Source organism: Mycobacterium numidiamassiliense (assembly GCF_900157365.1).
GTDB lineage: Bacteria > Actinomycetota > Actinomycetes > Mycobacteriales > Mycobacteriaceae > Mycobacterium > Mycobacterium numidiamassiliense.
Map to the genome: position 1 here is coordinate 762,687 of NZ_FUEZ01000003.1, position 21,587 is coordinate 784,273.

20 protein-coding genes are annotated in these 21,587 nt (G+C 66.3%); 8 read left to right on the forward strand and 12 right to left on the reverse strand.

Annotated features, from left to right (window positions below; genetic code table 11):
- Positions 1–7: 7 nt before the first annotated feature.
- The gene (locus tag MNAB215_RS03390; RefSeq protein WP_077077456.1) at positions 8–652 is read right to left on the reverse strand and encodes a winged helix-turn-helix transcriptional regulator; all 645 of its coding nucleotides are present in this window, start codon (positions 650–652) and stop codon (positions 8–10) included.
- A 79-nt stretch (positions 653–731) separates the two neighbouring features.
- Between MNAB215_RS03390 and MNAB215_RS03395 the strand changes: the two genes are divergently transcribed.
- From MNAB215_RS03395 to MNAB215_RS03415, 5 genes are all read left to right on the forward strand, one after another.
- Positions 732–2,303: an MFS transporter gene (locus tag MNAB215_RS03395; RefSeq protein WP_077077457.1), complete on the forward strand. Its 1,572-nt coding sequence runs from the start codon at positions 732–734 to the stop codon at positions 2,301–2,303.
- Positions 2,300–3,370 (forward strand): NmrA family NAD(P)-binding protein, encoded by a 1,071-nt coding sequence (locus tag MNAB215_RS03400; RefSeq protein WP_077077458.1) that lies wholly within the window; start codon positions 2,300–2,302, stop codon positions 3,368–3,370. Before MNAB215_RS03395 ends, MNAB215_RS03400 begins: the two co-directional genes overlap by 4 nt.
- Positions 3,367–4,173, forward strand: a complete 807-nt coding sequence (locus MNAB215_RS03405) for a class I SAM-dependent methyltransferase (protein WP_077077459.1) — start codon at positions 3,367–3,369, stop codon at positions 4,171–4,173. Before MNAB215_RS03400 ends, MNAB215_RS03405 begins: the two co-directional genes overlap by 4 nt.
- Positions 4,174–4,255: 82 nt before the next feature.
- The gene (locus tag MNAB215_RS03410; protein ID WP_077077460.1) at positions 4,256–4,996 is read left to right on the forward strand and encodes a beta-phosphoglucomutase family hydrolase; all 741 of its coding nucleotides are present in this window, start codon (positions 4,256–4,258) and stop codon (positions 4,994–4,996) included.
- Entirely contained in the window at positions 4,993–7,365 is a 2,373-nt protein-coding gene (locus tag MNAB215_RS03415) for a glycoside hydrolase family 65 protein (RefSeq protein ID WP_077077461.1), read from the forward strand. Before MNAB215_RS03410 ends, MNAB215_RS03415 begins: the two co-directional genes overlap by 4 nt.
- A 4-nt stretch (positions 7,366–7,369) precedes the next feature.
- Here MNAB215_RS03415 and MNAB215_RS03420 read toward each other — a convergent pair whose 3' ends face one another.
- Complete coding sequence (locus MNAB215_RS03420; protein ID WP_077077462.1) at positions 7,370–7,948, reverse strand: TetR family transcriptional regulator; 579 nt, start codon at positions 7,946–7,948, stop codon at positions 7,370–7,372.
- Between the two features lie 61 nt (positions 7,949–8,009).
- Here MNAB215_RS03420 and MNAB215_RS03425 point away from each other — a divergent pair, with 61 nt between their 5' ends.
- Entirely contained in the window at positions 8,010–8,909 is a 900-nt protein-coding gene (locus tag MNAB215_RS03425; protein WP_077077463.1) for a TauD/TfdA dioxygenase family protein, read from the forward strand.
- A gap of 7 nt (positions 8,910–8,916) precedes the next feature.
- Here the strand turns inward: MNAB215_RS03425 and MNAB215_RS03430 are convergent, their stop codons facing one another.
- The 3 genes from MNAB215_RS03430 to guaB are packed head-to-tail and all read right to left on the reverse strand — an operon-like array spanning position 8,917 to position 13,450.
- Positions 8,917–10,653: a GMC family oxidoreductase gene (locus MNAB215_RS03430; RefSeq protein WP_077077464.1), complete on the reverse strand. Its 1,737-nt coding sequence runs from the start codon at positions 10,651–10,653 to the stop codon at positions 8,917–8,919.
- Positions 10,654–10,709: 56 nt separating this feature from the next.
- Positions 10,710–11,837 (reverse strand): GuaB3 family IMP dehydrogenase-related protein, encoded by a 1,128-nt coding sequence (locus tag MNAB215_RS03435; RefSeq protein ID WP_077078380.1) that lies wholly within the window; start codon positions 11,835–11,837, stop codon positions 10,710–10,712.
- A gap of 14 nt (positions 11,838–11,851) precedes the next feature.
- Positions 11,852–13,450: an IMP dehydrogenase gene (gene guaB / locus MNAB215_RS03440; protein WP_077077465.1), complete on the reverse strand. Its 1,599-nt coding sequence runs from the start codon at positions 13,448–13,450 to the stop codon at positions 11,852–11,854.
- 154 nt (positions 13,451–13,604) lie between these two features.
- On the opposite strand from guaB, the gene MNAB215_RS03445 reads away from it, so the two are divergent.
- Positions 13,605–14,018 (forward strand): DUF5319 domain-containing protein, encoded by a 414-nt coding sequence (locus MNAB215_RS03445; RefSeq protein WP_077078381.1) that lies wholly within the window; start codon positions 13,605–13,607, stop codon positions 14,016–14,018.
- Here MNAB215_RS03445 and MNAB215_RS03450 read toward each other — a convergent pair.
- From MNAB215_RS03450 to MNAB215_RS03460, 3 genes are all read right to left on the reverse strand, one after another.
- A complete protein-coding gene (locus MNAB215_RS03450; RefSeq protein ID WP_077077466.1) occupies positions 14,012–14,791 on the reverse strand; it encodes an anti-sigma-D factor RsdA in 780 nt (259 codons plus the stop codon). The two genes, MNAB215_RS03445 and MNAB215_RS03450, sit on opposite strands and share 7 nt — an antisense overlap.
- Positions 14,784–15,359 (reverse strand): sigma-70 family RNA polymerase sigma factor, encoded by a 576-nt coding sequence (locus MNAB215_RS03455; RefSeq protein ID WP_077077467.1) that lies wholly within the window; start codon positions 15,357–15,359, stop codon positions 14,784–14,786. Before MNAB215_RS03455 ends, MNAB215_RS03450 begins: the two co-directional genes overlap by 8 nt.
- A gap of 80 nt (positions 15,360–15,439) precedes the next feature.
- Positions 15,440–16,267, reverse strand: a complete 828-nt coding sequence (locus MNAB215_RS03460) for a hypothetical protein (protein ID WP_077077468.1) — start codon at positions 16,265–16,267, stop codon at positions 15,440–15,442.
- Positions 16,268–16,614: 347 nt separating this feature from the next.
- Here MNAB215_RS03460 and whiB3 point away from each other — a divergent pair, with 347 nt between their 5' ends.
- Positions 16,615–16,923, forward strand: coding sequence for a redox-responsive transcriptional regulator WhiB3 (gene whiB3, locus MNAB215_RS03465; RefSeq protein ID WP_077077469.1), 309 nt, complete (start codon positions 16,615–16,617; stop codon positions 16,921–16,923).
- Positions 16,924–17,038: 115 nt separating this feature from the next.
- Here whiB3 and MNAB215_RS03470 read toward each other — a convergent pair whose 3' ends face one another.
- The 4 genes from MNAB215_RS03470 to MNAB215_RS03485 are packed head-to-tail and all read right to left on the reverse strand — an operon-like array spanning position 17,039 to position 21,517.
- Positions 17,039–18,256, reverse strand: coding sequence for a cytochrome P450 (locus MNAB215_RS03470; protein WP_077077470.1), 1,218 nt, complete (start codon positions 18,254–18,256; stop codon positions 17,039–17,041).
- Between the two features lie 10 nt (positions 18,257–18,266).
- A complete protein-coding gene (locus MNAB215_RS03475; protein WP_077077471.1) occupies positions 18,267–19,259 on the reverse strand; it encodes an SDR family NAD(P)-dependent oxidoreductase in 993 nt (330 codons plus the stop codon).
- Entirely contained in the window at positions 19,252–20,394 is a 1,143-nt protein-coding gene (locus MNAB215_RS03480; protein ID WP_077077472.1) for a spirocyclase AveC family protein, read from the reverse strand. The genes MNAB215_RS03475 and MNAB215_RS03480 overlap by 8 nt, the downstream gene beginning before the upstream one ends.
- Positions 20,395–20,404: 10 nt before the next feature.
- The gene (locus tag MNAB215_RS03485; RefSeq protein WP_077077473.1) at positions 20,405–21,517 is read right to left on the reverse strand and encodes an ABC transporter substrate-binding protein; all 1,113 of its coding nucleotides are present in this window, start codon (positions 21,515–21,517) and stop codon (positions 20,405–20,407) included.
- Between the last annotated feature and the right edge of the window lie 70 nt (positions 21,518–21,587).

A 21,587-nucleotide genomic window follows, 5' to 3' on the forward strand; every position in this document is an offset into this window, starting at 1 on the left:
ACCGAGTCTAGTGGAGCCCAAACACCGCACGCAGGGCCTCGATGTCACGCTGGTCGCCGTCGAAGTGGATGCGACGCAGGGCGGCCTTGCGCTTGGCTTCGGTGGCCCCCAGGCGGGCGTTGACCAGATCTGCCGCGCTGGCGGTAATCGTTACCGAAGGTTGGTTGTTCGCACGCCCGAGCCGACCCTGGGTAATCGCGAACTCGAAACGGCGGCCGTCGATCTCGATCCGGCAGGTCATCTCCAACCCGGTCGCACTCACCCGGTCGAAACCCAGCAGGATCCCGGCCAGAAACCCGTTCAACGGTGATACCGAGCTTTCGTCGATCGGATCGAGCCGGTCGACGCCGAACCAGGCGAGGTTCTGCAGGATGGGCAGCACCCGCTGCCAGCCCAGGTCGCTGAGCGTGTAGACGGTGCGCCCTATCGGTGCGGGCAGGTCGGCCCGATCGACCAGCCCATCGTCCTGTAGCTCTTTGAGTCGTTGCGCGAGCAAATTGGTTGCGATGCCGGGCAGTTCGGCGCGCAGATCACCGTAGCGACGGGAACCACCGACCAGCTCGCGCAGGATCAGCAGTGTCCACCGCTCACCCAGAACGTCGAGCCCACGCGCGATCGGGCAGTTCTGGTCGTAGGTCCGGCGGGTCGGCATCACACCACTTTACCAAGAGCAGACATGTTTTTCCATCAGTTACTTGATTTATTTGTCTACTAGCTTTAGCGTCTTGTCTATGCGTACCCGTGACCCCGTGTTCCGCAATCACCCGATTCCTGCGCTCGCCGTCATCTGCCTCAGCGTCTTCGTCATCAGTGTCGATGCGACCATCGTCAACGTCGCCCTTCCTACGTTGTCGCGCGAGCTGAATGCCGACACCGCGCAGCTGCAATGGATCGTCGACGCCTACACCCTGGTCATGTCCGGCCTGCTACTGTCGGTCGGCAGCCTTAGCGACCGGTACGGCAGGCGGGGCTCACTCAGCCTTGGACTGGCACTCTTCGCCATCACTTCGGGCGTTGCGGCGCAAGTGAATTCGGCGGATGCACTCATCGCCGGACGTGCTGCCATGGGCGTGGGCGCCGCGGTGATCTTCCCGACCACGCTGGGGCTGATCACCAACATCTTCACCGAACCGATACCCCGCGCCAAGGCGATCGGACTATGGGCGGCAATGGTCGGCGTCGGCGTGGCGGTCGGACCGATCAGCGGTGGCTGGTTGCTCGAACACTTCTGGTGGGGCGCGATCTTCATGGTGAACATTCCGATCGCGATGGTGGCCATCATCGGCGGGGTCCTGTTCGTCCCCACCTCCCGCGATCCCGCCGCCCCCCGGATCGACGTCCCCGGCTTCATCCTGTCCGCGATCGGCATCACTGCGCTGGTCTACACCGTCATCGAAGCGCCCTCGTGGGGCTGGACCAGCACCCGGGCCACGACCGGCTTCACCCTGGCCGCCGTCGTTCTCGTCGGGTTCGCGCTGTGGGAGCGACGCAGCACCCATCCCATGTTGGACATCTCGGTGTTCGCCAACCGTAGGTTCTCCGGCGGCAGCCTGGCAGTGACCGCGAGCTTTCTGACGCTATTCGGATTTATTTTCGTGATCACCCAGTACTTCCAATTCATCAAGAACTACACAGCATTTCAGAGCGGCGTGCGATTACTGCCGGTCGCCATTTCGATCGCGTTGGCCAGCATCCTCGGCCCCCGACTCGTGCAATGGGTCGGCACCACCGCCGTCGCCGCCGGCGGCCTGGCCGTGTTCGCGGCCGGCCTGGCGTGGGCCTCCACAGCGGATGCGGCCACGCCCTATAGCCAGATCGCAACGCAGATGTTGTTGCTCGGCGGCGGCCTCGGGCTGACGATAGCGCCGGCCACCGAAGCGATCATGGGATCCTTGGACGCCGACAAGGCCGGCATCGGCTCAGCCGTCAACGACACCACGCGCGAATTCGGCGGCACCCTGGGCGTCGCGATCGTGGGCAGCGTCTTCGCATCGGTGTACAGCAGCGGTATCGGCTCGGCGGCCAGCCTGGCGAGCCTGCCCGTGGATGTTCACGCGGCCATGGGGCGATCAATGGCATTGGCGCACAGCGTGATCGCGCATCTGCCGGCAGAACGGGTCCCCCCGGTCCGCGAAGCCGTCAATGGCGCCTTCCTCGACGGCCTGCAAGTCGGATCGTTGGTGTGCGCCGCAATCGCCTTGGGCGCAGCGGTCGTCGTCGCCTGGCTACTGCCCGCCCGGGCGGGGCGCGAAGCAAACGTCTCGGAGATCAACTGGGAGCTATTGGAAAGGGAAACCCGATGAATAATCGCATTTTGGTAACCGGCGCCACCGGCAAGATCGGGAGCGCGGTCGCTGCCCAACTGCTGGAAAGGGGCGTGCCCATCAGGGCCATGGTCCATCGCGACGACGCCCGCAGCGCACGATTGCGGAGCCTAGGGGCCGAGATCGTCGTCGCCGACATGTTTGACATCCAGCAGGTTCAAGCTGCAATGGACGGGGTCGACCGGCTGTACTTCAACCCTCCTTACCACCCGCATGCCCTCGACAGTGCAGTCGCATTTGCCGTGGCGGCGCGGCGCTCAGGCGTGGAAGCCGTAGTGGCGCTGGGACAATGGCTGGCCAGTCCCGAGCATCCGTCGCTGATGACGCGGCACGCCTGGCTGACCGACAAGCTCTTCGAACTGCTGCCCGACACCGCCCATGTCGCGGTCGATCCCGGCTACTTCGCCGACAATTATCTGCAGCTGGTCCCAATGGCCGCCCAACTGGGAATCATGCCGACGCCGACGGGGTCGGGCCGAAATGCGCCGCCCTCCAATGAGGACATCGCTCGGGTGGCGGTCGGCGCACTGCTCGACCCACACCGTCACGACGGTCGCGCCTACCGTCCGACGGGACCGGCGCTATTATCCGGTCCCGAGATTGCGGACGCGCTTGGTGAGGCGTTGGGCCGGCGCGTGCGCCACATCGACATACCCCCGTGGATGTTCATGCGCGCCATCCGGGTCAACGCCAAACGACTCGGCACCGACCTGTATTTCGAATCCAGTCTGCGCCACTACCTGCCCGAGTATCCCCTGGGAACCTTTGCAGTAGGTGGCCCGACAACGCACGTCCATGATGTCGCGGGTGTCGAACCCGAAGACTTCCTGACGATCGCGCGCCGCTACGTCACCGGGCCCGAATCCCGGCGCACCGCAGTCAATTTCATCCGGCAAATCGTGAACTTCACGTTGACCGGGCTGGTACCGATGCACCGGCTGGATCGGTTCGACCGACTCCAGCAACATCCCCGGCCCGCGCATCCCCAGCTTTCGGGCCAATCCGTGCAGTGGCAGACCGAACACATCGAGAGGATCCCCGCATGAACAACGCAATCGCGAACCAATACGCGACCGGGTTGTCCCGGCGCAACATCGAACAGGCCTTGATCGCGGCCGGAAAGGACCTCGACCACCTCGAACCCGCGGATCTGGGGCTGCTGGAGGACTTCCACACCATGGGCCGCATCGCCACAAGTCAGCTGGTGGACTTGGCCGAGATCGCCGGTGACAGCGCGGTGCTCGACGCAGGCAGCGGAATCGGCGGCACCGCGCGCTACATCGCGGAGCGCTTCGGGTGCACGGTCAACGCCGTGGATCTGACGGACGAATATTGCGAGACGCACCGCTGGCTCAATCGACTCGTCGGTTTGGACGGCCGGATCTCCGTTCAGCAGGCAGATGTCACCGAACTCCCCTTCGCTGACCGAGTTTTCGACATCGCCGTCAGCCAGCATGTGCAGATGAACATCGCCGACAAGACGCGCCTGTACCGCGAGTCGCGCCGGGTGCTGGTCGACGGCGGGCGGCTTGCCTTGTGGGACATCACAATTGGCGGGTCTGGCCGACTCGACTATCCCCTGCCCTGGGCCGACGAACCCGCACGCAGCCATCTGGTCGCTCCCGACGAGTTGCGCGGCGTTATCGAGTCATCCGGATTCGCAATCGAACACTGGAACGATCTCACCGAGCAGGCGACCGCGGTCATGCAAGTCATTCTCGCCCAGCCCCCTAACCCGCTGGGTCTGCACAACTTCGTCACCGACTTCGGCCGCAAAGCCGAAAATCTGACCGGGGCGCTGGCGGACGGACGACTGCGGGTTATCCAGGGGATCGCTCGGGCGAGTTAAACATCGCGCGGTTCGCTGGCGGCACACCGGCAAGCATGGTGAAGTGGTAACGCCCGACCACTCCAACAAGTGAGGATCCGCTGTGCTGGGTCTGCCAGAGAAGGTGCGCGCCTGCCTGTTCGACCTCGACGGCGTGCTCACCGATACCGCAAGCGTGCATACCAAGGCCTGGAAGGCGACGTTCGACGCCTTCCTGTCCGAACGGGCGACGCGCAGCGGCGAGAAGTTCGTCCCGTTCGATGCCGCCGCGGACTACCGAAAGTACGTGGACGGCAAGAAACGCGAAGACGGGGTGCGGTCGTTCCTGCAGAGCCGGGGAATCGAGCTGCCCGAAGGTGGTCCCGACGATTCCGGTGACGCCGATACCATCTACGGCCTGGGCAACCGCAAGAACGAGATGTTCCAGAAGGTCCTTGAGAAAGACGGCGTCGAGGTATTCGACGGATCGCGACGCTACCTGGAGGCGGCCTCGGCGGCGGGTCTGGGTATTGCCGTAGTGTCGGCCAGCGCCAACACCCCCGAGGTACTCAAGATCACCGGTCTGGACCGGTTCATCCAGCAGCGGGTGGACGGCAACACGCTGCGCGAAGAGCACATACCCGGCAAGCCCGCCCCCGACTCGTTCCTGCGGGGGGCGCAGCTGCTCGACGTCGCCCCCGACGCGGCCGCCGTGTTCGAGGACGCGCTGTCGGGTGTGGCAGCAGGCCATGCCGGCAACTTCGGCTATGTGGTGGGTGTCGACCGGGTGGGCCAGGCCGAAGATCTCCTCAAGCACGGCGCCGACGTCGTGGTGACCGATCTCGCCGAATTGCTGCAGGCATGATCACGCAGGAAGCCTTCCCGGTCGAACCGTGGGCGGTCCGCGAGACCCGGCTCGACCTCAACCTCATCGCCCAGTCGGAATCGCTGTTCGCGTTGTCCAACGGGCACATCGGATTGCGCGGCAACCTCGACGAGGGCGAGCCGCACGGCCTGCCCGGCACCTATCTGAACTCCTTCTACGAAATCCGGCCGCTGCCCTACGCCGAGGCGGGCTACGGGTATCCCGAAGCCGGTCAGACCGTCGTCGACGTCACCAACGGCAAAATCTTTCGCCTGTTCGTCGAGGACGAACCCTTCGATGTCCGGTACGGCAACCTGGTCTCCCACGAGCGGTGTCTCGACATGCGAGCCGGAACCCTGACGCGGATCGCGCACTGGCGCTCGCCGGTGGGCAAGGAAGTCAAGGTGACTTCGACCCGGCTGGTGTCGCTGGCCAATCGCAGTGTCGCCGCCATCGAGTACGTCGTGGAGGCGGTCGGCGAGTTCGTCCGGGTGACCGTGCAGTCCGAGTTGGTCACCAACGAGGACCAGCCACAGACCTCGGCCGACCCGCGGGTGTCCGCCATCCTGGACAACCCGCTTGAGGCCGTCGAGCACGAAGCCCTGGAGCGGGGTGCGGTGCTCATGCACCGGACCAGGGCCAGCGCTCTGATGATGGCCGCGGGGATGGATCACGAGGTCGAGGTGCCGGGTCGTGTCGAGGTCAGCACCGACGCGCGTCCCGATCTGGCCAGGACCACCGTCATCTGCGGGCTGCGCCCAGGGCAGAAGCTGCGCATCGTCAAATACCTCGCGTACGGCTGGTCCAGCCAGCGCTCGCGGCCCTCGCTGCGCGACCAGGTCGCCGCAGCACTGCACAGCGCCCGCTACAGCGGGTGGGAGGGGCTGCTGAAGGCCCAGCGCGAATACCTCGACGACTTCTGGGAGAACGCCGACGTTGAGGTCGAGGGCGACTCGGAATCCCAGCAGGCGGTGCGGTTCGGGCTGTTTCACCTGGTGCAGGCCAGCGCCCGCGCCGAGCGCCGGGCGATCCCCAGCAAAGGGCTGACCGGAACGGGCTACGACGGCCACGCCTTCTGGGACACCGAGGGCTATGTGCTGCCGGTGCTCACCTACACGTTGCCGCACGCGGTCGCGGACGCACTGCGCTGGCGCGCGTCGACCCTCGACCTGGCCAGGGACCGGGCGGCCGAACTCGGCCTCAAAGGCGCCAGCTTCCCGTGGCGGACGATCCGCGGTCAGGAGTGTTCGGCCTATTGGCCGGCCGGCACGGCGGCGTTTCACATCAACGCCGACATCGCGATGGCCTTCGAGCGCTACCGCGTCGTCACCGACGACCACACCCTCGAAGAAGAGGTCGGCATCACGGTGCTGATCGAGACCGCGCGGCTGTGGATGTCGCTGGGGCACCACGATCGCCACGGTGTCTGGCACATCGAGGGGATCACCGGGCCCGACGAATACACCGCGATCGTCCGCGACAACGTGTTCACGAACCTGATGGCCGCGCACAACCTGATCACCGCCGCCGAGGCCTGCAACCGCCACCCGGAGTCGGCCCTCGCGATGGGCGTCACCTCCGAGGAGACGTCCGCGTGGCGTGACGCCGCCGACGCCGTCAACATCCCGTACGACGAGGAACTCGGCGTGCACCAGCAGTGCGAAGGCTTCACCAAGTTCGCGGAGTGGGATTTCGAGAAGAACAACAAATATCCGCTGCTGTTGCACGAGGCCTACGTCCGCCTGTACCCGACGCAGGTGATCAAGCAGGCCGACCTGGTGCTGGCGATGCAGTGGCAAAGTCACGCGTTCACGCCCGAGCAGAAAGCCCGCAACGTCGACTACTACGAGCGCCGCATGGTGCGCGACTCGTCGCTGTCTGCCTGCACCCAGGCGGTGATGTGCGCCGACGTCGGGCACCTGGAGCTGGCCCACGACTATGCCTACGAGGCCGCGCTGATCGACCTGCGCGATCTGCACAGCAACACCCGTGACGGGCTGCACATGGCCTCCCTGGCCGGCGCGTGGATGGCGATCGTCAACGGCTTCGGCGGCCTGCGCGACGACGAGGGCATCCTGTCGCTGGATCCTCAACTGCCCGATGGCATTACGCGACTGCGATTCCGGCTGCGGTGGCGTGATTTCCGGGTGACCGTGGACGCCAACCACTCGGACGTCACCTACACGGTGCGCGACGGGCCCGGCGGCAAGCTGCTGATCCGCCACGCCGGCGACAACGTGGAGCTGAGCACCGAGGCGCCGAAGACCATCGCGGTGCGCAAACGCACGCCGCTGCTGCCGCCACCGCCGCAGCCGCCAGGTCGCGAGCCGATGCACCGGCGGGCGTTAGCCGCAGGGACACACCGCTAAGCCCCTACGCGGGATCAGCCGGATTGAGGATCCGCGCCACTTCGGCGCGGACGATCTCGCGTATTTCGTCGTCGGTCAGTTCGTCGAGCCCGGTCGCCGAACGCAGGATCGGCGCGAATAGCCGCCACCCGAATTGCAGCGCAAGGCCGTTGGCGACCGCGATCCGTGCACTCACGTCGTCGCCATGGACCGGTCGCACCCAGTCGATCAGGGTCGCGATGTTCGGGAACCGCTTTTGCAGCTGCGCGGCCGGATACCCGTCGAGCAGTGTGCGGGCCATGACCCGCATCTGCAGGTCAAGCGCCTGATCGACCAGGTCCGACGAAGCGCCAGAGTTCAGCAGTTCGGTCAGGCTCGTACCCAGATTTTCCAGCACCGCACCGACGAGCTGGTCCTTGGTGCCGAAATGCCGGAAGACCAGCCCGTGGTTGACCTTCGATCGAGCGGCGATGTCGCGGATCGACGTCGCGGCCGGACCGCGCTCCGCGAAGAGGTCGGTGGCGGCAGACAGGATCGCCGCGACCACCTCTTCGCGCCCGGTGGGAATCGAACCGCGGGAGGCACTTGCCGAAGCTGTAGTCATGTGTCTACACTAACGGATGTAGTCAGTTGACTACACGGCTTTCACGCAAAGGAATACAAAAATGACCGACTCCGTAACCGTCACCAAGCTGGGCAGCCGCATCGGCGCCCGCATCGATGGAGTGCGCCTCGGAGGTGGCCTGAACCCAGACACCATCGAGCAGATCCACCAGGCGTTGCTGACCCACAAGGTGATCTTCTTCCGCGATCAGGATCAGCTCGACGACGCGGGGCAGCTGGCGTTCGCCGGGCTGCTGGGCATCCCGGTCGGCCACCCGGCGACCATGATGGCCATGCCGGACGCACCGGTCATCACGCCGATCAACTCCGAATTCGGCAAGGCCAACCGATGGCACACCGATGTCACCTTTGCCGCGAACTACCCGGCGGCCTCGATCCTTCGTGCGGTGATCCTGCCCAGCTACGGCGGCTCGACGCTGTGGGCCTCGACGGTCGCGGCGTACGACGAGCTGCCCGCGCCGCTCAAGTCCCTGGTCGAGAACCTGTGGGCGGTGCACAGCAACCGCTACGACTACGTGACCGCGGAAGCCCAGGCTTTGTTGACCGACGCCGAGGCAGCCTTCCGGCAGGTGTTCGAGAAGCCGGACTTCCGCACCGAACACCCGGTGGTGCGGGTGCACCCGGAGACCGGCGAACACACCCTGCTCCTCGGCGACTTCGTGCGCAACTTCGTCGGCCTGGACGGCCACGAGTCAGCCGTGCTGCACGAATTGCTGCAACGCCGAATCACCATGCCGGAGAACACCATTCGCTGGAACTGGGCAGCCGGCGACGTCGCCATCTGGGACAACAGAGCGACCCAGCACCGGGCCGTCGACGACTACGACAACGAGCCGCGGCTGATGCGCCGCGTCACGCTGGTGGGCGATGTGCCGGTCAACGTGCACGGCGAACGCAGCCGGGTGCTGTCCGGCGCGCCGCTGGAAGCGCTGGCGAGCTGACGAGGGGTCAACTCGCGGAGCTGACCGGATCGATCGGCAGCCAACGCAGCGCACCCGGTGCATCGAGGGGTACCACCGGGTGCGCTGGCGTGATCGGCGCCAGCCGCCGGTAGGTGTCACCCTGCAGCGGCCGTTCGTCGATCTCGCCCTTGTTCGGCCACAGCGAGGCCGCCCGCTCCGCCTGCGCGGTGATGGACAGCGACGGGTTGACGCCCAGGTTCGCCGAGATCGACGCGCCGTCCACCACCAACAGCGTCGGGTAGCCGTACACCCGGTGATACGGGTCGATGACCCCGCGCTCGGGGCTGTCGCCGATCACCGCACCGCCGAGGAAGTGCGCGGTCAGCGGCATGTTGAACAACTCACCCCAGGTCCCGCCGGCCACACCGTCGATCTTCTCGGCGATGCGCCGGGTGACCTCGTTACCGACCGGGATCCAGCTCGGGTTCGGCTCGCCGTGACCCTGCTTGCTGGAGAACCAGCGGATGCCCAACTTGCCGCGCTTGGTGAAGGTGGTGATCGAGTTGTCCAGGTGCTGCATCACCAGCGCGATCATCGTGCGCTCGCTCCACTGACGCGGATTGAGCAGCCGCAGCATCTTGGCCGGGTCCTCGCCGCCGGCGTCCAGTAACTGCCTCCACCGCGGCACGTCCGTGCCCTGCGGTCCGGGGCCGTCGGTCATCAAGGTCTGCAGCAGCCCCATCGCGTTGGAGCCCTTGCCGTATCGGCACGGCTCGATGTGGGTGTCCGACGTCGGGTGGATCGACGACGTGATCGCCACCCCATGCGTCAGATCCAGGTCCGGCGAGACCTTCAATCGCCCGGCGCCCACGATCGATTCGGAGTTGGTCCGCGTCAGCACGCCCAACCGCTTCGACAGGCGAGGCAGCCGGCCCTTGTCCCGCATCTTGAACAGCAGGTGCTGGGTCCCCCAGGTGCCGGCGGCCAGGATCACGTACGACGCGGTGAATGTGCGCCGATCTCGACGCAGCCAGCTGCCGGTGCGCACGGTGCGCACCTGCCATAACCCATCGGGGCGCTGCTCGAAACTCTTCACCGTTGTCATCGGAATCACTTGTGCACCAGCAGATTCCGCCAGTCCCAGGTAGTTTTTCAGCAGCGTGTTCTTGGCGCCGTACCGGCAGCCGGTCATACAGGAGCCGCACTCCAGGCAACCGGTGCGCTCGGGCCCGACGCCGCCGAAGTACGGATCGGGCACCGTCTGGCCAGGCGCCTTGGTGCCGTCGGGGCCGAAGAACACGCCGACCGGGGTGGGCACAAAGGTGTCGCCGCAGCCCATATCGTCGGCGACCTCCTTCATGATGCGGTCCGCGTCGGTGAAGGTCGGATTCGTGACGACGCCGAGCATCCGCTTCGCCTGCTCGTAGTGCGGCATCAGCTCGGAACGCCAGTCGGTGATATGCGACCACTGCGGGTCTTTGAAGAACGGCTCCGGCGGCACGTACAGCGTGTTCGCATAGTTCAGTGAGCCACCGCCCACACCGGCGCCGGCCAGGATCAGCACATCGCGCAGCGGGTGGATGCGCTGAATCCCGAAGCAGCCCAGCCGCGGCGCCCACAGGAACTTGCGCAGATCCCACGACGTCTTCGCGAAGTCCTCGTCGGAGAAGCGGCGCCCGGCCTCCAATACGCCTACCCGGTAACCCTTTTCGGTCAGGCGCAGCGCGCTGACACTGCCGCCGAAACCCGAACCGATAATCAGGACGTCGAAATCTGGCTGCATGGAACCAGTATGGCCTTACTCGCCGGTAACAAGCCAGTGGCCCTCGAGCGCGAAGCTCAGCTGCCGACGGTCAGGCCGACCTTCTGGAATTCCTTGAGGTCGCAGTACCCGGCCTTGGCCATCGACCGGCGCAGACCGCCGACCAGGTTGAGGCTGCCGAACGGGTCATCGGACGGACCGTTGAGGATCTGCTCGAGCGGCGGGCGTTCGCCGACCGCGATCTGCAGCAGCGCACCGCGAGGCAGCGACGGGTGCGCGGCCGCAGTCGGCCAGAACCACCCGTCACCGAGCGCCTCGGCGCTTTCGGCCAGCGGCGTGCCCAGCACCACCGCGTCGGCGCCGCAGGCGATGGCCTTGGCCAGCTCGCCGGACGTGTGGATGTCACCGTCGGCCAGCACGTGCACGTAGCGGCCACCGGTCTCGTCGAGGTATTCGCGGCGCGCGGCGGCGGCGTCGGCGATCGCGGTGGCCATCGGCACGCTGATGCCCAGCACCTCGTCGCTGGTGGTCACGCCCCGGGTGGAGCCGTAGCCGACGATGACGCCGGCGGCACCGGTGCGCATCAGGTGTAGCGCGGTGCGGTGGTCGAGCACGCCGCCGGCGACCACCGGGACGTCGAGCTCGGAGATGAAGGTCTTCAGGTTCAGCGGTTCGCCGTGACTGTCCACGCGTTCAGCGGAGACGATGGTGCCCTGAATGACCAGCAGGTCGATGCCGGCCTGCAGCAGCACCGGTGTGAGCGCCTGGGCGTTTTGCGGGCTGACCCGCACCGCGGTGGTTACCCCCGCCTCGCGGATGCGGGCGACCGCGGCGCCCAGCAGGTCGGGGTTCAGCGGCGCGGCGTGCAGCTCCTGCAGCAGGCGAATCGACGCCGAGGGTTCGGGCTCTTTTTCGGCGGCCTCGAGCAGCTGCGCGATCTTGGCCCCGACGTCGGCGTGCCTGCCGATCAGCCCCTCGCCGTTGAGCACGCCCAGCCCGCCGAGCCGCCCCAGCTCGATCGCGAACTCCGGCGACACCAGGGCGTCCGTCGGGTGGGCCACCACCGGAATCTCGAACCGGTAGGCGTCCAGCTGCCAGGTCGTCGACACGTCCTGCGACGAGCGGGTGCGCCGGGACGGCACGATACTGATCTCGCTCAGTTCGAAGGTACGACGGGCGACTCTGCCCATCCCGATCTCGACCATTGCCAGCTCGCTGTTCACCGGGCGTAGTAGTTCGGCGCTTCGACCGTCATCGCGACGTCGTGCGGATGGCTTTCTTTGAGCCCGGCCGCGGTGATACGGACGAACTGCGCCTGCTGCAACACCTCGATCGTCGGCGAGCCGGTGTATCCCATGGCGGCGCGCAGGCCGCCGGTCAGCTGGTGGATCACCGACGACAGCGGGCCGCGATAAGGGACCCGGCCCTCGATGCCCTCGGGCACCAACTTGTCCTCGGAGAGCGCGTCGTCGGCAAAGTAGCGGTCCTTGGAGTACGACTTCGCCCCGGCCCGGCCCGCCATGGCGCCCAGCGACCCCATGCCGCGGTAGCTCTTGAACTGCTTGCCGTTGACGAAGATCGTGTCGCCGGGCGCCTCGGCGGTGCCGGCCAGCAACGAGCCCAGCATGGCCGTCGACGCACCGGCCGCCAGCGCCTTGGCGATGTCGCCGGAGTACTGCAATCCCCCGTCGGCGATCACCGGCACGCCCGCGGGTGCACACACCGCGACGGCCTCCAGAATCGCCGTGATCTGAGGTGCGCCGACACCGGCGACGACCCGGGTCGTGCAGATCGACCCCGGGCCCACCCCGACCTTGACCGCGTCGGCCCCGGCGTCGACCAGGGCCGCGGCGGCCGATCGGGTGGCGACGTTGCCGCCGATCACCTCGACGCGGTCGCCGACCTCGGCTTTGAGTTTGCCGACCATGTCGAGGACCAGCCGGTTGTGCGCGTGCGCGGTGTCCACGATCAGCACGTCGGCCCCGGCGTCGACCAGCATCATCGCGCGCACCCAGGCGTCGCCGCCGACGCCGACGGCCGCGCCGACCAGCAGCCGGCCGTCGCTGTCCTTGGTGGCCAGTGGGTGTTGCTCGGTCTTGACGAAGTCTTTGACGGTGATCAGCCCGGTCAGCCGGCCGTGGCCGTCGATGATGGGGAGTTTCTCGATCTTGTTGCGGCGCAGCAGTCCCAGCGCGGCGTCGGCGGACACACCCTCGCGGGCGGTGATCAGAGGGGCTTTGGTCATCACCTCGGCGACCTGCCGGGTCTGGTCGACCTCGAAGCGCAGATCGCGGTTGGTGATGATGCCGACCAGCGCCCCGGCCTCGTCGACCACCGGCAATCCGGAAATCCTGAACCGGGCGCACAGCGCTTCAACCTGGGCCAACGTGTTGTCCGGGCGGCAGGTGACCGGGTCGGTGACCATTCCCGCCTCGGAGCGCTTCACCATCTCCACCTGCCCGGCCTGTTCGGCGACCGGCAGGTTGCGGTGCAGCACTCCCATGCCGCCCGCGCGGGCCATCGCGATCGCCATCCGCGACTCGGTGACGGTGTCCATCGCCGAGCTGACCAGTGGCACTTTGAGCCGGATCTTCTTGGTGAGCTGGCTGGAGGTGTCCGCGGTCGCGGGCACCACGTCGGACGCCGCCGGCAGCAGCAGCACGTCGTCGAATGTCAGCCCCAGCATGGCCACCTTGTGCGGGTCGTCGCCCCCGGTCGGCACCGGATCGTCGACCAGGCCGGAGACGGGCGCGTTGCGCATGTAGGGGCTGCCGACCAGGTCGGAGCTTTCTTCTAAGTGGGACGTGCCACGCGACATCGGTGAAGCCCTCCATACGAATGCTTGGAGTGAGAAGCCCATCCTATCGGCTCGCCGAATGCGCACGCCCGCTTGCTTGTGGCGCGCCGCGTTCCCGCGCGGCGCGGCACTTCTCTGCTGGCGTTATCACGACCCGCTTGCGTAGGCTATGGGCGTGCGTGATCACCTCCCGCCGGGTTTGCCGCCCGACCCCTTTGCCGACGACCCATGCGATCCGTCGGCCGCGCTGGAAGCTGTCGAGCCGGGACAACCCCTGGATCAACAGGAGCGGATGGCAGTCGAGGCCGACCTGGCCGATCTTGCCGTCTACGAAGCTCTGTTGGCGCACAAGGGAATTCGCGGACTTGTGGTGTGTTGCGACGAGTGCCAGCAGGACCACTATCACGACTGGGACATGCTGCGGGCAAATCTGCTGCAACTGCTGATCGACGGCACCGTCCGCCCGCACGAGCCTGCCTACGATCCCGAGCCGGACGCCTATGTCACGTGGGATTACTGCCGGGGATACGCCGATGCCTCGCTCAACGAGGCGACCTCAGACGCCGACGGATTTCACTGGCGTCACTGACCCGGTGCGGTCGGCGGCGGTGGCTGGCCGTGATGGTGGTGCTTGGTCGGTGACGGAGTAGGCGCGGCTGCCGGTGGGCTGGCCGGCGCGGGTGTGGCCGCTTTCGGAGGCAACGCGGACGGAGCGGGTGGCGCCGCCGGCGGTGAGGCGACCGGCGCCGAAGGCGTAGCGACCGGAGCCGGCAGCGTCGCGTTCGGGTTGCGCGACTGAACCTTGGTGTGCAGCAGGTTCACCTCGTCCATCAGGTCGTTGCGGCCGGTGCTTGCGTCCATGGACTGCAGCGAGCTGCTGACTTCGTTGAGCTGATTCTGCGCCTGGCTCCACTGGCCCTGGTCGATCAATTCCTGCACCTTGGCCAAATCGGCCTTGGCGGACAACATGATCTGGTTCTGGTTGACCCGCGGCTCGTCGAAGAACATCGCGTGCAGGCCGTACAGCGTCCCGCCCGGACGCGCCTCCACCACCATGGCCCCAAACCCGCTGAGCACCAACAGCGTTGCTGCCACCGATCCGACCATCGCCAGGCCGCGACGGCCGTGGCGGCGCTCCTCGAGTCCGGCGCGCAGCGCGGCGACGGCTTCTTCCGGGGACACCAGTGCGCTGGCCGGTGGCCAGCGCAAGTCGTCGCGCCAGTCGGCGAGCAGGCCGGCCAGCATGTCCTCGCTGGGGTCGTCGACGTCGATTGGCTCGCGTTGACCCAGCGCGTCGAGCAGCAGATCGGTGCGGGCGAACTCGTCCAGAGCGGGCCCGTCGGGGAGCGTGAAGTCAGGCATAGTCACCCGCCGCGACGATCTCGGACTTCAGCCGTGACAAGGCACGGTGCTGGGCAACCCGAACAGCTCCGGCGGTTGCGCCGACGGCGGCGGCGGTCTCCTCGGCCGACAGGCCGACCACCACGCGCAGGATCAGGATCTCGCGCTGCTTGGCGGGCAGGATCTCGAGCAGTTCGCTCATGCGGCTGGCCGAATCGGATTGGATGGCCCGTTGCTCCGGGCCGGCGTCGGTCGACCAGCGCTCGGGCACCGACTCGGCCGGGAAGGCAAGGTCGCGACCGGCGGCCCGATGGGCGTCGGCCACCTTGTGCGCCGCGATGCCGTACAGGAACGCCATAAAGGGACGACCGCGATCCTTGTAGCGCGGCAGCGCCGTCAGAGTCGCCAAGCACACCTCCTGAGCCACGTCGTCGGCCGACAAGCCACCCCGATCGACTGTGCCGACACGCGCTCGGCAATATCGCACGACAATCGGACGGATGGTTTCCAGCACCTCCCGTAGTGCGTTTCGGTCTCCCGCTACGGCCTCAGCAACCACAGCGTCGAGACGTTCCGCTTGAATTGTCATCGACTGCGGTATCTCCAACGTTACGAACCGGGCACATCACGGGCTAACTCACGCAATGACAATAACGGCCAGAGGCCGTTTCAAGCGTTACGCCACGTTCCCCCGGCGCGCCGCACCTGGCCTGCGGAGATATCGCGAAGTTCGGACAACTTCCGTGCTGAAAACGTGACGCTAGTGATATCGATCAGCAAGCAGGACAGCGCCCAACGAAGCGGAATCAGCCCGTGGCGGTCGGTGGCGTCCAGGGCGGCCTCGGCGACTGTCCGGGCGCGGTCAACCTGACCCGCACTGCACAGCGCGGCGGCGAGCACCACCTCGCTCTTGACGCCGTGGCGCGCCGAGGCGACACCCATCGCCGTGGCCAGCTGCACCGCCTCGGTGGCATGACGGACAGCCGTGGGACCGTCTCCGGTGGCCATGGCCAATTCCGCGCCGACCCACCGACGGCGCACCGGGAGCCGGTCCGGGACCGGCTCCGCGTCTGCCCGCACCAGCTCCGCGTCCGCCCGGGCCAGCAAGGTCGACGCCGCGGCGAAGCGGCCGACCCCCAGCGCGTCGGCCGCCAGCCCGATCAGCGCATCGGCACGGGCCTCGGGGTCGGCGCCGGCCAGCGCCAGGGCACGACCGTCCCAGCGCCGGGCCAGCGCGTGCCAGCCGAGTTGGCGCAGGAACGATCCGTGAGTGCTGTGGGCCAGTGAGAGCAACCGGCCGGCTCGCGCACCGCGGCGCAGCTCGGCCAGGTCACGGTAGGCGCTGCCGTAACGGCCCTGCCCGCCCGCGGCAACGGCTCGCAGCCATAACTGGTTCCGGGTCGTCGCGCCCGGTAGCGGCCAACTTTCGGGTTGGTTTCCGAACGCGGCGGCGGCCAGCGTCCGCTCAATCTCAAAAGTGTGACGAGTTTCAATCACACTGATAGTAGTAAACAGTTCGTAGTGTCCGTGTTACTGAAATGTTAATCACCACTGGCCCTGCACAAAATGGCCCCCTCGACCCCGTACGTCCTGAGCTGGGAAATCTCAGTTTGGTCAAGTGCCTGGTAGCACCCTTCTCGTACGCGAAATGCGTAGCAGATGAACGCGGAGTTAATTCTCTTCCGGCCGGTACATACTTTGTCGGTCTAAACGCCTATTGACTGAAATTCACCGTCGCACTTAAGTTCTAGCAATGACGGGTAGTCATCGGTGACGTCACCCCAAATCGGATGCACACTCACTACGCAAACCTTAGGGCGCGCCGTGCAGAGAGGGAACTAGCCATGCCACAACCTGAGCAGCTACCTGGTCCCAACGCCGACATCTGGAACTGGCAGTTGCAAGGACTGTGCCGCGGCGTCGACTCATCGATGTTCTTTCACCCAGACGGCGAACGTGGCCGCGCCCGCATGCAGCGTGAACAGCGCGCCAAAGAGATGTGCCGGCGTTGCCCGGTGATCGAGGCGTGCCGTTCCCATGCGCTCGAAGTCGGTGAGCCCTACGGAGTTTGGGGCGGACTGTCTGAATCCGAGCGCGACCTGCTGCTCAAGGGTGACATCGGCCGCGCCCGCGGCATCCGTCGTTCCGCCTAGGTGGTCGCGGCGGTTGCCGTACCCCACCAATTGGCGATGAACGGTTCCATGTTGTCCAGGTTTTCGAGCGACAACACCTAACGTTTGTTCCGGCGACGCCGACCGCGACGCCGAGTTACTGCGGGTCGAACAGCACCGGCACCGAGGTCGGCGACCGGAACACCTGTCCGCGGATGTGCGGGTCATCGCCGTCGGGGTCCAGCCGCAGATTGGGCAACCGGTCCAGCAGAAGGTTTATGGCCGTGCGCATTTCGAGGCGAGCCAGGTGCATGCCGAGGCACACGTGGACGCCGTGCCCCCAACCGAGATTCGCCCTAGCCTCCCGGTGGATGTCGAACGTATTCGGATCGGGATAGCGATCCTCTTGCCGGTTGGCCGAACCCAGCATCGGCATCACCGTGGCGCCGGCCGGAATTGCCACTCCACCGAGTTCGGTGTCGCGGGTCGCCACCCGGGTGATCGTCAGCAGCGGCGGCTCCCAGCGCACGCCCTCCTCGATGGCCTGCGGAAGCAGCGACCGATCGGCCCGGATAGCCGCCAATTGCGCCGGGTCCGACAACAGCGCCAACAGCAGGCTGCCCAGCGACCGGTAGGTCGTCTCCACGCCGGCGGGCAGCAGCAGCCGCAGGAACGAGAAGATCTCCTCGTCCGCGAGCTTCTGCCCGTCGATCTCGGCCGCACCGAGCGCACTGATCAGATCGTCCTTCGGCTCGGCGCGGCGAGCCTCGAGGATCGGGGCGAAGTATTCGCACAGCGCGGCCGAGGCCGCAAGCCCGCGTTCGGGGTTCATCAACCAGCTCAGCAGCGAGATCGACCAGCGCTGGAACTGCGGGTAGTCCTCCTGCGGCAGGCCCAGCAGGCCCGCAATGATCTGGCTCGGGTAGTCGAAGGTGAACTCCTTCACCAGGTCCGCCTTGCCATTGGGCGCGAACTTGTCGATCAGGCTGTTCGCCACCCGTCCGACCAACTCGTCCTGCCAGCGCGCCAACGACTTCTGCGTGAACGCCTTCGATACCAGCGAACGCAAGCGGCCGTGGATGGGCTCGTCCATGCCGAGCATCACGCCTTCACCGAGGACCGGGCCGAACGCAGCGATGACGGCCGCCGACGAGAACGTCTCGTTGTCGCGCAGCATCTGCTGGACATCCTCGTGCCGGTACACGATGAACATCGGCAGCGATTCCTCGTGCGGAAGCGCTCCGGAGGTCTCGAGGCGCTGCACCGGTTCTTCGTGACGCAGCCGGGCCAGCTCGGTGTACGGATCACGCACGTCGCCGGAGATCGCGTCGTCGAAGGCGCCGAAATCCTCCAGGTCGTCGAAAAGCTGTTCCATGTCTAACCCCTTACTCCCCGTCAGTTCCCTTGCGGCGCTTGGCCGCCAGCGATGCTAAGCGTTGCAATACCGGCTGTGGCAGAATCCGCGCGACCAACACCATCGCCCGTTGGTTAAGTGTCAGCGGCCACGCCCCGTCGCGCATCGATCCCTGCTTGGGTATGCCCAAGATAATCCGGGACATGTGATGCATCCCGATGGCCGGAAGAATTCGGTTGGACACCAACAACATCGACGCATCCGGCCCCACACCTCGACGCCGGAACGAGCCGGTGTCGTCCAGGGCCTTGAGCAATCCCCCGGTGAACCGTTCGGCTGGCCGAGCCAACTTCATCGCGGCCCGGCCGCGGCTGTTCATGGTGTTGTGCAGCCGGGCGTACGGGCCGGCGAAATCGCGATCGTCGGTGGTACCGGCGTCGGTGATGATCTCGGTGTCGTACATGCCCGCGACCAACACGGTGACGCCGAGACCGAACGGCGCGATCTCGCACGCCATCGACTCGCCCCAGCGCTCCAACGCGCCTTTTGCCGCCGAGTACGGCGCGGTCGCCGGCTGACCGCGCACCCCGGCGGCGCTGGACACCAGCACGATGCGCCCCTCGCCCGCGGCCCGCATCGCGGGCAGCAGCGCCTGGGTGAGTACGACCGGCCCCAACACGCTGGTGGTGTACATGTTCTGCCACAGGGTCATGTCGGTCTCCTCCACCATGCCGGCGGCGGAGATTCCAGCGTTGTGCACCAGTGCGTAGGGCGCGCCCACGGCGTCTTCAATTGCCTTGGCGGCGGCGGTGATTGACGCCGAGTCCAACAGGTCGAGTTGAACACCGACCAACCGGCCGTCGTCCTCAGCGGAGCCGGCCGCCGCACGCAGCAGCGGCATCGCCTTATCGGGAGTGCGCATGGCCGCGACCACCCGCCACCCCTCGCGGTAGAGCCGAACCGCCGAGGCGAAGCCGAGGCCGCGGGACGCGCCGGTGATGACAACGCTGCGGGGCTCACCCATGCGGGCTCGGGGTTGCGCAGGCGCCTACACCCTCCGGAGGCGGCTCGACATGCGGCCGTCCGTTGGGTTCACCGCTCGCCCAGGTCGACCAGATGCCGACGGAATACGGCCCCTGGGCGCCCGCCTTCTCGTAAAACCCTTGCGGGTCATAGACTTTGGCCTCCGGATAGGGCCACGGGCAGGCAACGGAGGTCGCCGCGTGGCTCATTTTGATCGCCCAGAACCACGCGCCGTAGGCGAAGTACGACACGTTCATGATGGCGAACATCACCAGGAAGGTGCCCAGCACCGGCCGCCTCGGGATGATCCTGGCTTTCGCTGTCAGCTTCTCCGCGACCGATTTACCGGTGTCGTCGCGATAGCAGAGTATCGCCGCCGGGATCATCACGAAGGTCACCGAGAGCGACTCCCAGATCAGCGGGAACTGAAAGGTGCTGCCGGTGAACACCGAACCCCACGGAATCACCTGCGAGTAGATGTACATGCCGGCGTGCACAAGCTGGATCTCCAGCCACGCGTCAAAGATAAACCCGATTACCAGCGTTAGCAGACCCAGGCTCCACAACGGGTGTCGCGAGACGAACGCCTGCGGCCCGCGCCTGGCCTGCAGCTTGCGCAGGATCGCGATCGCCGGGAAGTAAGGGCCGAAATAGAAAGTGACGTAGCCGAATACGACGAACGGCTCCACGGTTGGTGACAGCGACACCAGCGGCCACGACTCCGGCCAGTGGATGAGATCGGGGTTGTAGACGGCGAATGGGGACCAGTTCATGATCGGGTCCTGCCACACGATCAGGGTGGTGCACAGGAACATCAGCATCACCGGGCTGCCCGGATTGCGTCGCCAGCCCCGGATGAACACCACCAGCAGCACCAGCAGCATGATGATGGTCGAGATGTGCAGGAACGTGATGTAGTCCAGCCCAAAGAGGAATTTCACCGGGCGCGGCCGGCCCTGGACATTGGGGTTGGCGACCCGCGGGTCGAGGGCGACACGGCAGTTCGCGATGAAGAAGACGGTGAAGGCCGCCAGGGCGGCCCCGGCGACCCAGCCGCCCCAGCCGCGCTTTGCGCTGCGCGGCGCGGATTCCGGAGTGCTGTCGTGGGTTACCGGTAGCGATTGGTCGGTACTCATGGTGTGTGCCTCACTCGCCGAATCGATCGACCAGGTGGGAGTTGATGCCGTCGGCATCCAGAGTTCGGGCCACCAAGTAACCCGCGCCCATCCACGCGCGGCGGGTCCATTTGCCGAAGGACACCCGGGTACCGGGGGCGCCGGAAGCGGCGGGCAACATTTTGACCCGCTCCAGCGCCTCTTTGACGCCGCGCGGGCTAAGTGGATGGGAGTCGGTGAATGCCCGCACAAGTGTGGCGGCGACGTCGCGGTTGACGACGGTCACGCAAAATTCGGGGCGACTGCCGTTGTACTTCTTCGCGTAGGTGTCGAGGAAGTCCTGCCCGATCTGATTCGCTTCGTCGTACTGGTCGACACCGGTCCAGCCCATGAACGCGTTCCACATGATGGGGTTAACCCATGCGTTCTGCCATGCGGTGGTGGTGAAGCGGGGCGGGTCCCAGCCGAGGGACTGGAGCGCCGGGTTGATGAAGACGATGCCGAATCCGAATCCCAGGTGGACAATCGCCTCGGCCTTTGCCTCGTGCAGCGTATGCACTGCAGCGTTGATGTCCTGAGCCGTCTGGGCGATGGCAACTTCCGCCACGATCCGAATGTTCTTGCGCCGACAGGCACTTCGCAGGTTCTTCAGGTAGCTCTCACCGATGAGGCTCTGTTCGACCAGCACACCGATCTCGGCGAGTTCTCGTTTGGCGATCAGATCGGCCAGGAAGATCGGCTCATCGGTCATGGATCCCTGGGGGAATGCGAAGGTCCACTCCCCCAACCAGTCGTCGGTCCCGGTCACGCTGATCGCCGGAACCTTGAAACGCTCCTCGATCGCTTCACGCAACGGAACGCAGTTATCGGTGATGTTCGGACCGAACACCACGAGGCAGCCCTCGTCGACCAGTTCTGCGTACGCGTCGATCACCGCCTTGACCGAACCCTTGGGCAGACCCTCCACTTCGCGATAGACCATCTGCACGGGACGGTCCATTAGGCCCTGCGCGACCGCCTCTTCGAAAATGAGGTCGAAAGTCTGGGTGAAAGAGGCGAACAGATCTTCGGGAAAGCCGGGCGGCAACCTGAAGTCCATCAGGTAGCCGACCTTGATCGGCTCGGCGGTGCTTTCGTAGGACATCTGACCTCCAAGGGAAACGCGAGTTAGCCGCAGTGGCCCGCCGGTCGACCTAATATTTGTTCAGACCCTA

Coding starts and splice junctions, on each gene's coding strand:
- MNAB215_RS03450 (WP_077077466.1), bottom strand. CDS start 14,791: ATGCCTGACTTCACGCTCCCCGACGGGCCCGCTCTGGACGAGTTCGCC.
- MNAB215_RS03390 (WP_077077456.1), bottom strand. CDS start 652: ATGCCGACCCGCCGGACCTACGACCAGAACTGCCCGATCGCGCGTGGG.
- guaB (WP_077077465.1), bottom strand. CDS start 13,450: ATGTCGCGTGGCACGTCCCACTTAGAAGAAAGCTCCGACCTGGTCGGC.
- MNAB215_RS03405 (WP_077077459.1), top strand. CDS start 3,367: ATGAACAACGCAATCGCGAACCAATACGCGACCGGGTTGTCCCGGCGC.
- MNAB215_RS03435 (WP_077078380.1), bottom strand. CDS start 11,837: ATGGTCGAGATCGGGATGGGCAGAGTCGCCCGTCGTACCTTCGAACTG.
- MNAB215_RS03420 (WP_077077462.1), bottom strand. CDS start 7,948: ATGACTACAGCTTCGGCAAGTGCCTCCCGCGGTTCGATTCCCACCGGG.
- MNAB215_RS03475 (WP_077077471.1), bottom strand. CDS start 19,259: ATGGGTGAGCCCCGCAGCGTTGTCATCACCGGCGCGTCCCGCGGCCTC.
- MNAB215_RS03400 (WP_077077458.1), top strand. CDS start 2,300: ATGAATAATCGCATTTTGGTAACCGGCGCCACCGGCAAGATCGGGAGC.
- MNAB215_RS03395 (WP_077077457.1), top strand. CDS start 732: ATGCGTACCCGTGACCCCGTGTTCCGCAATCACCCGATTCCTGCGCTC.
- MNAB215_RS03430 (WP_077077464.1), bottom strand. CDS start 10,653: ATGCAGCCAGATTTCGACGTCCTGATTATCGGTTCGGGTTTCGGCGGC.
- MNAB215_RS03415 (WP_077077461.1), top strand. CDS start 4,993: ATGATCACGCAGGAAGCCTTCCCGGTCGAACCGTGGGCGGTCCGCGAG.
- whiB3 (WP_077077469.1), top strand. CDS start 16,615: ATGCCACAACCTGAGCAGCTACCTGGTCCCAACGCCGACATCTGGAAC.
- MNAB215_RS03470 (WP_077077470.1), bottom strand. CDS start 18,256: ATGGAACAGCTTTTCGACGACCTGGAGGATTTCGGCGCCTTCGACGAC.
- MNAB215_RS03480 (WP_077077472.1), bottom strand. CDS start 20,394: ATGAGTACCGACCAATCGCTACCGGTAACCCACGACAGCACTCCGGAA.
- MNAB215_RS03485 (WP_077077473.1), bottom strand. CDS start 21,517: ATGTCCTACGAAAGCACCGCCGAGCCGATCAAGGTCGGCTACCTGATG.
- MNAB215_RS03425 (WP_077077463.1), top strand. CDS start 8,010: ATGACCGACTCCGTAACCGTCACCAAGCTGGGCAGCCGCATCGGCGCC.
- MNAB215_RS03455 (WP_077077467.1), bottom strand. CDS start 15,359: ATGACAATTCAAGCGGAACGTCTCGACGCTGTGGTTGCTGAGGCCGTA.